We start from the raw sequence: 13,620 nt of genomic DNA on the forward strand, positions 1-13,620 counted from the left end.
CACCGCGTCGGGGCCGACCTCGGCGAACCTGGCTACACCCAGATCCGCCATTGCCGCAACAGCATCCGCGAAACGGACCGTGTCCCGGACCTGACCCACCCAGTACGCCGAGTCCGACATCTCCTCCGTGACGCGCGCACCGGTCACCGTCGACACCAACGCGATACTCGGGCGACCGAACGTCAAACCCTCGATCACCGAAGCGAACTCGGCCAGCATCGGCTCCATCAGAGCCGAATGGAACGCATGCGAAACCCGCAATCGGTGTGTGCGCCAACCACGCTCGGTGCACCTCGCGACTACCGCGAGCACATCGTCTTCGATACCGGACAGCACCACCGACGAAGGACCATTCACCGCCGCGATCGACACCCCATCGACACCGGCCAGCAGCGGCATCACGTCCGGCTCGGAAGCACCGACAGCGACCATCGCACCACCGGCAGGCAACGCCTGCATCAACCGACCACGCGCAGCCACCAACACACAGGCATCCGACAGCGACAACACACCCGCCACATGCGCGGCAGCGATCTCACCGATCGAATGCCCGGCCACGACATCGGCCCGTACGCCCCAGGATTCGAGCAGCCGGAACAACGCCACCTCGAACGCGAACAGACCCGCCTGCGCGAACACCGTCCGATCGACCAGCTCATCGTCCGCCAACGCATCGCTCAGCGAAACTGACTGTTCCAGCAGCGGATCCAACTCGGCGACAATCGCATCGAAATGCTCGGCGAACACCGGATACGCCGCACGCAACTCGGCGGCCATACCGGCCCACTGCGCACCCTGACCCGAGAACACCACACCCGTCGAACCCGCGACCACGCGACCGGTCACCACACCCGGCATCGTTTCGCCGCGACCGATCGCCTGGATTCCGGCCCGCAGGGCGTCGGACTCGGGCGAGAACGCCACAGCCCGATGCTCGAACAGGACCCGCGAGGTGGCGAGCGAGAAGCCGATATCGATCGGATCGTGGTCGCCGACATGCGAGGCCAGCCGCCGGGCCTGATCGGCCAGTGCCTCGCTGGTCCGCGCCGAGACCACCCACGGCAATACCCCACCCGCCGGAAGGGTTTTGACCACCGGAGCCGGGTCCGTCGCGGGCGCCTGTTCGACGATCAGGTGAGCGTTCGTGCCACTGAGGCCGAACGACGACACACCCGCACGACGCGGCCGATCCACCTCCGGCCACGCCACCGGTTCGGTCAGCAGCCGGATATCGCCTTCGGACCAATCGACTTTCGTGCTCGGTCGATCGACGTGCAGCGTCTTGGGCAGCATGCCGTGGCGCATCGCCATGATCATCTTGATGACACCGCCGACACCGGCAGCGGCTTGCGCGTGACCGATATTGGACTTCAACGATCCGAGCCACAACGGCCGATCCGCGGCACGATCTTGGCCATAGGTGGCCAGCAGGGCTTGGGCTTCGATCGGATCGCCCAAGGTCGTACCCGTGCCGTGGGCTTCCACCACGTCCACCTCGGTCGGTGCCACACCGGCATTGGCCAACGCCTGACGGATCACCCGCCGCTGCGACGGACCATTCGGCGCGGAGAAGCCATTCGACGCACCATCCTGATTCACCGCCGAACCAGCGATCACCGCAAGCACGTCATGACCATTGCGACGCGCATCGGACAACCGCTCCAACACCAACATCCCGGCACCCTCGGACCAGCCGACGCCATCGGCCGTGTCGGAGAAGGACTTACACCGGCCATCCGGCGACAAACCCCGCTGCCGACTGAACTCCACCAGCATCTCCGGGGTCGACATCACCGCCACACCACCGGCCAACGCCAGATCACACTCACCCGACCGCAGCGACTGCGCCGCCAGATGCATGGCCACCAGCGAGGACGAACACGCCGTATCGACCGACACCGCAGGACCTTCCAGGCCCAGCGTGTAGGCGATGCGACCGGAGACCAGACTGCCGGCGACGCTGTTGCCGGTACCGGCGCCCAGTGCGTAGTCGTGGTACATCACACCGGTGAACACACCGGTCGAACTGCCGCGCAGCACCGCCGGATCCACACCGGCCCGCTCCAGCGCCTCCCACGAGATCTCCAACAACATCCGCTGCTGCGGATCCATCACCAAGGCCTCGTTGGGACTGATCCCGAAGAAGTCCGCATCGAAATCGGCCGCGGAGTACAGGAATCCACCCTGCCGGGTGTAGGTCTTGCCCGCCTTGCCGGGTTCCGGATCGTAGATGCCCTCGATATCCCAGCCACGATCCGCGGGCAGCTCACCCGTGGTGTCCACGCCCTCGGCGACCAGAGTCCACAGATCTTCGGGCGAGGCGACGCCACCGGGGTAGCGACAGCTCATCGCCACCACCGCGATCGGATCGTCACCGGCCACCCTACTGGCGGTGACCGCGACATCCTGGCTCGTGCCGGAGAGTTGGGAATCGATGAACTCGGCGACGACCTGCGGGTTGGGGTAGTCGAAGACCAGCGTCGCCGGCAGTTGCAGACCCGTCGCGGCGTTCAGCTTGTTGCGGAACTCGACCGCACTCAACGAATCGAAACCGAGCTGCTGGAAAGCCTGCTGCGGCTCAACAGCATCCACCGACGCATGCCCCAGGGTTTCGGCGGCCACCGATCGGACCAGGTCGAGCAGAGCGCGCGCACGGTCGGTGTCCGACAAGCCGGCCAGCTTTCGGGCGAAAGCCTGACCCGCTGCACCTCGGTTGGCACGGCGCACTGGGACCGGCACGAGCGCGCGGACCAGGGCCGGGATCAGCTCGCCCCGCGTCCGGAGCACCGCCCGATCGACCCGCAGCGCCACCAACTGAGCCGTATCGGTCGCGATCGCGGCATCGAACAGCGCCAGACCCTCGGCCTCGGAAATCGGCGGGAAGCCCTGGCGGCGCAGCAGATCGAATTCGGCCTCGGACAGCTCGAAACCGAGCCCGGTCGATCGTGCCCACAGCCCGTAGTCGATGGCGGTCGCGGGCAATCCCAGGCTGTGACGATGCGCGGCAAGAGCATCGAGGAAGACGTTCGCCGCGGCGTAGTTCGCTTGACCAGCGGCCAGCACCAGCCCACCCGCGGACGACAGCAGCACGAACAACGACAGCGAGGCATCACGAGTCAACTCGTGCAGATGCCACGCCGCATCGACCTTGGGCCCGAACACATAATCGACCCGCTCAGCCGTAATCGACTCAACCAAACCGTTGTCCGCAGTTCCCGCCGCGTGCACCACACCCACCAGCGGATGCTCAACCGAAATACCATCCAACAACGCCGCCAGCGCAGACCGATCCGACACATCACACGCGACAACGCTCACCTGCGCGCCCAACTCGGTCAGCTCCGCAGCCAGCTCCGCAGCACCCGGAGCATCCGGTCCACGCCGAGACGTCAAAAGCACATGACGCACACCATGTTCGACCACCAGATGCCGAGCGATCACCGCACCCAGACCACCCGTACCACCGGTCACCAACACCGTGCCCGGCTCGGACAAACGAAGGTTCGAACCGGGCGCGTGACGACTCAAGCGCGGTACGAGCAGGGTCGCACCGCGCAGCGCAGCCTCGGGTTCCAGCGCAGCGGTCGCGGCCACAGCGGCGACAGCGAGCGCGTCACGATCCTCATCCTGATCCAGATCGAGCAGCTGGAATCGGCCCGGATGTTCGGCCTGCGCGGCACGCAGCAGACCCCACACCGGCGCCTGACCCAGATCCACCTGCTCCGAATCGGCAACCGCCACCGCACGCCTGGTCAGCACCACCAAACGCGAACCAGCGAAACGCGGTTCGGCCAGCCAGCCGCGCAGAGTGTCGAGCACAATGACCGCGATCCTCCGAGCGGCCGCCGGCGGAGCATCGTCGTGGCCGGGGATCTCCCACAGCACGATCTCCGGAACAACCGAATCCTCAGCCGGGTCCAACTCCGTGATCAGTGCCGCGAGATCACCATTCAGTACCGCCACCCGGCCCGGCTCGACGCTCGCCGGCGAAGGCGCGGCAGCGACCCATTCCACGCCGAAGAGGGCATCATCCACCCGGTCCGCCTGTAGGCGATCGGCCGACACCGGCCGAGAAACCAAGGCCCCCACCGACATCACCGGCCGACCCTGCTCGTCGGCCAGCTGGAGCGCGAACCGGGTGCCCTCGACCACGATGCGAACCCGCACCGCGCTCGCGCCGGCCGCGTGCAGCACCACCCGGTTCCAGCTGAACGGCAGCGCCGGGAAGCCCTCGACACCGCCACGCATACCGTGCACGATCCCGGCGTGCAGCGCCGCGTCGAACAGTGCCGGGTGGATGCCGAATCCCCTGCCGTCCTGTGGATCCGGCAGCGCGACCTCGGCGAACAACTCGTCACCGCGCCGCCACGCCGCCTGCAGCCCCTGGAAGAACGGGCCGTAGCCGTACCCGATATCGAGCAGCTCGTCGTAGGCACCATCGATGTCCAGCGGCTGTGCACCGGCCGGCGGCCACGCGGCGAGATCGAAATCGGCCACCACCTCATCCGGCGAGAGCACACCTTCGGCGTGCAGCAACCACGGCCCGTCGGCGGTCTGCCGCGAATGCACACTCAACCGCCTGCGACCGGCCTCGTCTGCCGCGGTCACCACGACCTGTACCGAGACACCGCCCTCGGCCGGCATGGTCAACGGAGCCTGTAGGACCAGCTCGTCCACCACGGCGCAACCGAGCACACCGCCGACGTAACTCGCCAGCTCGACGAATCCGGTGCCCGGCAGCAATACGGTACCGAGCACGCTGTGGTCGGCCAGCCACTCGACCGAGTCCACGGTCCACCGGCCGGTGAAACTCACACCGCCCGAATCCGGATGCGGCACCACCGCACCCAGCAGCGGATGCTCCACCAGATCCAGCCCGAATGAGCCGGCCCCGCCGAGTTCGGCCGCCAGCCACGACATGGCCAGCGCTTCCTTGGGATCCAGCCAGAAACGCTGATGTTGGAAGGCATAGGTCGGCAGGTCGATGCGCTGACCGCCGGCATGAAGACCGGCCCAGTCCACCGCGGCGCCGGCCACGAACAACCCCGCCACCCCGCCCAAGACCGCGGACGCATCGGCACGGTCACGACGCGCCAACGCCACCACGACGGCAGTCTCGTCATCGAGAGTTTGGGCGACCATGGGGCTCAGGACCGCGTCGGGGCCGACCTCGGCGAACCGGGACACACCCAGATCCGCCATCGCCGCAACAGCATCCGCGAACCGCACCGTGTCCCGGACCTGACCCACCCAATACGCCGGATCGGCCATCTCATCCGTGACGCGCGCACCGGTCACCGTCGACACCAACGGAATGCTCGGGCGGCCCAAGGCCAAACCCGCTATCGCCGAGCCGAACTCGGCCAGCATCGGCTCCATAAACGCCGAATGGAAAGCATGCGAAACCCGCAACCGGTGCGTGCGCCAACCACGCTCGGAGCACACCTCGACAACAGCGGCAACCGCGTCCTCGACACCGGACAACACCACCGACGAAGGACCATTCACCGCCGCGATCGACACCTCGCCGGACAGCAACGGCGTCACGTCCGCCTCCGAGGCTCCCACAGCGACCATCGCACCGCCGGCAGGCAACGCCTGCATCAACCGGCCACGCGCGGCCACCAGCACACACGCATCCTCTACGGACATCACCCCGGCCACATGCGCGGCGGCGATCTCACCGATCGAGTGCCCGGCCACCACATCCGTTCGTACGCCCCACGATTCGAGCAGCCGGAACAACGCCACCTCGAACGCGAACAACCCCGCCTGCGCGTACACAGTCCGATCTACCAGCTCATCGTCCGCCAACGCCGTGCTCAGCGAAACCGACTGCCCCAGCAGCGGATCCAGCTGCGCGACGATCGCGTCGAAAGCGGCGGCGAACACCGGATATGCCGCACGCAGTTCGGCGGCCATACCGGCCCACTGCGCACCCTGACCCGAGAACACCAGCCCCGTCGAACCCGGCACCACCCGGCCCGACACCACACCAGAAGTGGCTTCGGCGCGGCCCAACGCCCGCATACCCGCCAGCAGCCCATCACGATCCTCGGCCACAACGACCGCACGATGATCGAACACCGCACGCGTGGACGCCAACGAGAAACCGACATCCACCGGATCGTGTTCGCCCACATGCGATGCCAAACGGTCCGCCTGCGCGGCCAGCGCCTCGCTGCCGCGCGCCGAGACCACCCACGGCAGCAACCCACCCGCCGGCACGGTCTCGGGCACCGGAGCCTGGTCCACCGCCGGTTCGGCCACCGGGGCCTGTTCGATGATGACGTGCGCATTCGTGCCGCTGATACCGAACGACGACACACCCGCACGACGCGGCCGATCCACCTCCGGCCACGCCATCGGTTCGGTTAGCAACCGGACATGACCCTCGGACCAATCCACCTTCGTAGACGGCTGATCCACATGCAGGGTCTGCGGCAACAGCCCATGCCGCATCGCCATGACCATCTTGATCACACCACCCACACCAGCCGCCGCCTGAGCATGACCGATGTTGGACTTCAACGACCCGAGCCACAAAGGCCGATCCGCAGCACGCTCTTGCCCATAGGTGGCCAGCAACGCCTGGGCTTCGATCGGATCACCCAGCGTCGTGCCCGTGCCGTGAGCTTCCACCACATCGACATCGACCGGCGACACCCCCGCATTCGCCAACGCCTGACGAATCACCCGCCGCTGCGACGGACCATTCGGCGCGGTCAAACCATTCGACGCCCCATCCTGATTCACCGCCGAACCGGTCAACACCGCAAGTACCCGATGACCATTGCGCTGGGCGTCGGACAACCGCTCCAACACCAACATTCCTGCGCCCTCGGACCACCCGACACCATCGGCCGCATCCGCGAAGGACTTACACCGACCATCCGGCGACAAACCCCGCTGCCGACTGAATTCCACCAACGTCTCCGGAGTCGCCATCACCGCAACACCACCGGCCAACGCCAGATCACATTCACCCGACCGCAGCGAGGCCGCGGCCGAATGCATGGCAACCAACGACGACGAACACGCCGTATCCACCGTGACCGACGGCCCCTCCAGACCGAACACATACGAAACCCGCCCCGAGGCAATAGATCCCGTATTCGCGTTGGCCGGATAGTCGTGATACATCATGCCGACCCACACACCGGTCCGACTGCCCCGCAACGAACCCGGATCCACACCGGCCCGCTCGAACGCCTCCCACGAAGTCTCCAACAGCAGGAACTGCTGCGGATCCATCAACGCGGCCTCATTCGGGCTGATATTGAAGAACGCCGGATCGAACTCACCTGCGGCATGCAGAAAACCGCCCTCACGCGTATACGCGGAGTTCGGCGTCTCACCGGTCGGGTCGTAGAGCCGTTCGGTGTCCCAGCCGCGATTCGCCGGGAACTCCGAGGTCGCGTCGGTCCCCGCGGAAACCAGGTTCCACAGCTCCTCCGGCGAGCCAACCCCACCCGGATACCGGCATGCCATACCCACGATCGCAATCGGCTCACGAAGCGACGACTCGAGCTTGCGGTTGCGGGCACGCAACCGCTCGGTCTCCTTGAGCGAGACACGGAGGGCCTGAGCCAGCTTCTGAGTGTTGTCATCGGGCTTGGTCATCGATAGGTCCTTCAGTCTTCGGAGGAGTTGTTGTAGGCCAGGTCGATCAAGCCGTCGATATCGAGCTCGTCGATCGACTCATCCGTGACGGTCTGATCGCTGTCGTCCTGGCTGTCCTGCCCGTTCGCGAGCTTCATGAGGGCCTCCAGCAGGCCCGCGTCGCGCAGACGGGCGAGCGGGATCGTCTGGAGGGCGTTGCGAATGCTGTTCTCCGACAGCTCCGTTGCCGGTTCCGCGTCCCGATGGCCGCCGAACTGGCCGGCCAGATATTCGGCCAGCGCCTGCGGTGACGGATAGTCGAATACCGCGGTCGCCGGCAACCGCAGACCTGTCGCGGTCGCGAGAGCATTGCGGAATTCGACAGCGGAGATCGAATCGAAGCCCAGCTCGCTGAAGGGCCGGTCGGGTGCGATCACATTCGCATTCCGATGACCCAGAGTCGTCGCGACCTGACCACGCACGATCTCCAGCAGCACGTCGACGCGCTCGCTGTCCGGAGTGCTCGCCAACCGCGCCCGCAGCGCCGCCGACGCACCCGAGGCCGCCTTCCGGCGCTGCGGGACCAGCCCGGAAAGCAGTACGGGCACTGCGGATCCCGCGCCACGCATGGCATCGAGGTCCAAGCGGGCCAGTACGGGGGCCGCGGTGTCCAGCCCGGTCGCCGCATCGAACAGCGCCAGGCCCTGCTCCGGCGACAGCGGCAGCATGCCCGACCGGGACATCCGGCGTCGCTCGGTATCGCCGAGCTCCGCCGCCATACCGCCGTCCATACTCCACAGACCCCAGGCCAGCGAGGCGCCGGGGAGCCCGGTTGCCCTGCGGTGCGCCGCCAGTGCGTCCAGGCAGGCGTTGGCCGCGGCGTAGTTGCCCTGACCGGCATTGCCGAATGCACCTGCCGCCGAACTGAACACGACGAACGCCCGCAACGGCAGATCGGCGGTCAGCTCGTGCAGATGCAGGGCCGCATCGACCTTCGGCCCGAACACCGCATCCATGCGGGCCGGAGTCAGCGAAGCGATGGCACCGTCATCGAGCACACCGGCCATGTGGAACACACCGGTCAACGGGTGGTCGGCCGGCACGCCGGCCAGCACCCGGGCCAGCGCGGCACGATCGGCGACGTCACACGCGGCGAACTCGACCTCGGCACCGAGCTGGCGCAGCTGATCCCGCAGTTCGGTTGCACCCGGGGCGGATTCACCGCGCCGACTCAGCAACAACAGACGACGAACACCGCGCGTCGCCACCAGATGCCGGGCGAACAACCCACCGAGGAAGCCACTGGCACCGGTGATCAGAACCGTGTCGCCCGGATCGAAGGAGCCGGTCGCCGGAGTGTCGGTGGAGACGACCCGGCCGAGTCGGGCGACGTGCACCTGCCCACCGCGGACGGCCACCTGCGGCTCCTCGGCAGCCAGAATCCCGCCCAGCAGACCGTCTATGCCCGAATCGGTGTCGATCAGCACGATCCGGCCAGGATGCTCCGACTGTGCGGCCCGAACCAGGCCGCCCACAGCAGCACCCGCCAGATTCGAAATATCCTCCCCGGCCACCGATACCGCGCCACCGGTCCGAACCACCAGCGTCGACTCACCGAACCGAGGCTCGGCAATCCAGGACTGCAGTGCCTCCAGCACACCATGAGTAGCGGCACGAACGGTGGCGGGATCATTGCCCGCCGGGCAGTCCAGCAGCACTGCCGATGGGACCTGCTCGCCCACGTCACCGAGGTCCGCCCAGGCCACCATGGCGACGTCGCTCTCGGTCACCGTGATCGGTGCCCAGCTCACGTCGAACATGGCGGTACGAGAAATCGGCGTGCCCGAGGTGAGCTGTGCGGGATCGATCGGCCGAGACGCCAAATGCCGCACCGTCGCCACCGCAGCACCCATCGAATCCGCCAGATCCAACCCAACCCCACGCTCACCGATACGAGTCAGCCGAACCCGCAACGCATCGGCTCCCCCCGCATGCACCGTCACACCCGACCACTCGAACGGCAACGCCAGACCAGATTCCTCCGACGCCGAGTCATCGGCAAAACGCAACGCGTGCAAAGCCGCATCCAGCAACGCCGGATGCACACCGAACCGCCCAGCATCCCCTCGCGCCGCCTCAGGCAAAGCGACCTCGGCATACAGCCCATCAGATCCACGCCACACCGCACGCAACGCCTGGAAGACCGGACCGTAGTGATAACCCTGCGCATCGAGGGAGTCATAGACACCGTCGATATCCACCGCGACCGCGTCCGCGGGCGGCCACGACACCAGATCCACTGCGGCGCTATCACCTTCCGGCACGAGCCCGCCCTCGGCGTTCAACGTCCACGGCGTCTCGACACTGTCGTCGGGGCGGGAGAAGATCCGCACCCCGCGACGACCCGCCGCGTCCTCAGCATCGACGACGACGCGCACGGCGACCCCTGCCGAATCCGACAGCACCAGCGGCGCCCGCAGTACCAGCTCCTCCAGCGCCGTGCAGCCGAGCTGTTCTCCGGCGTGCAGGGCGAGTTCGACCAGACCGGTGCCGGGGAACAACACGGTGTCCATGACCGCATGGTCGGCCAGCCAGGGTTGCGTCTGTACCGACAATCGGCCGCTGAGCGCGATCGCGTCGGACTCCGGTTGCGACACCACGGCCGAGACCAGGGGGTGCCCGGTCGCCGCGAAACCCATCGACCTGGCGTCACCACCGGCGGCGGACCCGGCGGCCATCCAATAGCGCTGACGCTGGAAGGCATAGGTGGGCAGGTCGATTCGCCGAGCTCCGGTACCGGCGTACAGGCGGGCCCAATCGACGTGACCGCCGGTGACGAACAACCCGGCCGTCCCGGCCACCACAGCGGACGCGTCCGCTCGGCCCCGACGCGCCAGCGCCACCACCGTCGGAGCTGCGGTCGCCGCCAACTCCTCGACGATCTGGTTGACCATCGGGAAGAGCACGGCGTCCGGTCCGACCTCGGCAAACCGGGACACACCAAGACCCGTCATCGCGACGACCGCGTCGGCGAAACGCACAGTGTCACGGACCTGACCGACCCAGTACGCCGGATCCGACATCTCGTCGGCGACCCGCGCACCGGTCACCGTCGACACCAACGCGATACTCGGGCGACCGAACGTCAAACCCTCGATCACCGAAGCGAACTCGGCCAGCATCGGCTCCATCAACGCCGAATGGAACGCATGCGAAACCCGCAATCGGTGTGTGCGCCAACCACGCTCGGTGCACCTCGCGACTACCGCGAGCACATCGTCTTCGATACCGGACAGCACCACCGACGAAGGACCATTCACCGCCGCGATCGACACCCCATCGACACCGGCCAGCAGCGGCATCACGTCCGGCTCGGAAGCACCGACAGCGACCATCGCACCACCGGCAGGCAACGCCTGCATCAACCGACCACGCGCAGCCACCAACACACACGCATCCGACAGCGACAACACACCCGCCACATGCGCAGCAGCGACCTCACCGATCGAATGACCGGCCACCACATCCGTTCGTACGCCCCACGATTCGAGCAGCCGGAACAACGCCACCTCGAACGCGAACAGACCCGCTTGCGCGAAGACAGTCTGATCGACCGAATCCTCATCCGACAGCGCCATATCCAGAGAAATAGGCTGCCCCTGCAACGGATCCAACTGCGCGACAATCGCATCGAAATGCTCGGAGAACACCGGATACACGGCACGCAACTCGCCTGCCATACCAGCCCACTGCGCACCCTGACCCGAGAACACCACACCCGTCGAACCCGGCACGACACGGCCCGACACCACACCAGAAGTGGTTTCGGCCCGACTCAGCGCATGTGTTCCGGCCCGCAACGCGTCACTTTCGGTCGCGAACACCACGGCCCGGTGGTCGAACAGCATTCTCGAATCGACAAGTGAGAAGCCGACATCGATCGGGTCCGCATCGTCGTCGGTCACGTGCGCTGCCAGGCGGGTGGCCTGACCGGCGAGCGCGTCCGCACTGCGGGCGGAGAGCACCCAGGGCAGTACGCCGCCGGCCGGAGTGGTCTTGACCAGCGGAGCCGGGTCCGCCGCGGGCGCCTGTTCGACGATGAGGTGCGCGTTCGTGCCGCTGAGGCCGAACGAGGACACCGCCGCACGACGCGGCCGATCGACCTCCGGCCACGACACCGGCTCGGTCAGCAGTCGGACCTGCCCCTCGGACCAATCCACCTTCGTAGACGGCTGATCCACGTGCAGGGTCTGCGGCAGCAGCCCGTGCTGCATGGCCATGACCATCTTGATCACGCCACCCACACCCGCGGCCGCCTGAGCGTGACCGATGTTGGACTTCAACGACCCCAACCACAACGGCCGAGCGACATCCCGATCGCGGCCGTACGTGGCCATCAGCGCCTGCGCCTCGATCGGATCACCCAGCGTCGTACCGGTGCCGTGCGCCTCCACCGCATCGACGTCGACCGGCGAGACCCCGGCATTCGCGAGAGCCTGGCGGATCACCCGCCGCTGTGACGGGCCGTTCGGCGCGGCGAAACCGTTCGACGCACCATCCTGATTCACCGCCGAACCCGCGATCACCGCGAGCACCCGATGACCGTTGCGCCGGGCATCGGACAACCGCTCGAGCACCAGCACGCCCGCGCCCTCGGACCAGGCGACACCGTCGGCCGCGTCCGCGAAGGACTTGCAGCGACCGTCCGGAGACAACCCCCGCTGGCGACTGAACTCGAGGAACATGTCCGGCGCCGACATCACGGCCACGCCACCGGCCAAGGCCAGATCGCACTCGCCCGACCGCAGCGACTGCGCGGCCAGATGCAGGGCGACCAGCGACGACGAACACGCCGTATCCACCGACACCGCAGGACCTTCCAGGCCCAGCGTGTAGGCGATGCGACCGGAGACCAGACTGCCGCCGGCGTTGTTGCCGGTGCCGGCGCCCTGGGCGTAGTCGTGGTACATCACGCCGGTGAACACACCGGTCGAGCTGCCGCGCAGCACCGCCGGGTCGACACCGGCGCGTTCCAGCGCCTCCCAGGAAACCTCCAGCAGCACCCGCTGCTGCGGATCCATCACCGTCGCCTCGTTCGGGCTGATCCCGAAGAAGTCCGCGTCGAAATCGGCTGCGGAGTAAAGGAACCCACCATGGCGCGTGTAGGTCTTACCCGCCTTGCCGGGCTCAGGATCGTAGATACCGTCGATATCCCAGCCCCGATCGTCCGGCAGCTCTCCGGTGGTCTCCCCACCGGAGACGACCAGCCGCCACAGATCCTCCGGCGACGCGATTCCACCCGGGTAGCGGCAGCCCATCGCCACCACGGCGATCCGGTCGTCGCCGACGGCTGTGCCGGTGGTGATCTCGATGTCCTGACTCGTGCCGGTGAACTGGGAATCGATGAAGTCGGCGACGAGCTGCGGGTTGGGGTAATCGAAGATCAGCGTGGCCGGCAGTTGCAGACCGGTCGCGGTATTGAGTTTGTTGCGGAACTCGATGGCGCTCAACGAGTCGAACCCGAGCTGCTGGAAAGCCTGCTGGGGCTCAACGGCAGCGCCGGAGGCGTGCCCGAGCGTGTCCGCCGCAGTGGCCCGGACGAGCTCGAGCAGTGCGACGCCACGATCGGTGTCGGAGAGCCCGGCCAGCCGCTGCGCGAACGCCTGCCCGGCCGCGGTCCGAGTCGCCCGGCGTACGGGAGCGGGTGCGATCGCCCGCAGCAGGGCCGGGATCTGCTCGCCCCGGGTGCGCAGCACGGCCGCGTCGACGCGCAGCGCCACCACCTGGGCCGTCTCGGCGGCGATCGCCGCATCGAACAACGCCAGGCCTTCGGCCTCGGTCAACGGCGGGAAGCCCAGCCTCCGCATCCGATCGAAGTCGTCCTCGGACAGCTCGGCACCGAGGCCGGTCGACCGCGCCCACAGGCCGTAATCAATTGCGGTAGTGGGCAATCCGAGTTCGCGACGATGCGCCGCGAGGGCGTCGAGGAAGACGTTCGCCGCGGCGTAGTTGGCCTGG

Annotated in this window: 2 protein-coding genes (1 of these 2 only partly in view); both read right to left on the reverse strand. The window is 67.3% G+C overall.

Annotated elements, in window-relative coordinates:
• The coding region (locus ACHQ4I_RS06895) for an SDR family NAD(P)-dependent oxidoreductase (RefSeq protein WP_476445385.1) at window positions 1-7,638 on the reverse strand (7,638 nt) is incomplete at its 3' end.
• Window positions 7,635-13,620, reverse strand: partial view of an SDR family NAD(P)-dependent oxidoreductase gene (locus ACHQ4I_RS06900; RefSeq protein ID WP_420770849.1) — the end only. 20,054 nt of this gene lie beyond the right edge of the window; only the last 5,986 of its 26,040 coding nucleotides appear in the window; the start codon falls outside the window, past its right edge; the stop codon is at window positions 7,635-7,637. The genes ACHQ4I_RS06895 and ACHQ4I_RS06900, both read right to left, overlap by 4 nt.

Source organism: Nocardia nepalensis (genome assembly GCF_048910785.1).
Classification (GTDB): domain Bacteria; phylum Actinomycetota; class Actinomycetes; order Mycobacteriales; family Mycobacteriaceae; genus Nocardia; species Nocardia nepalensis.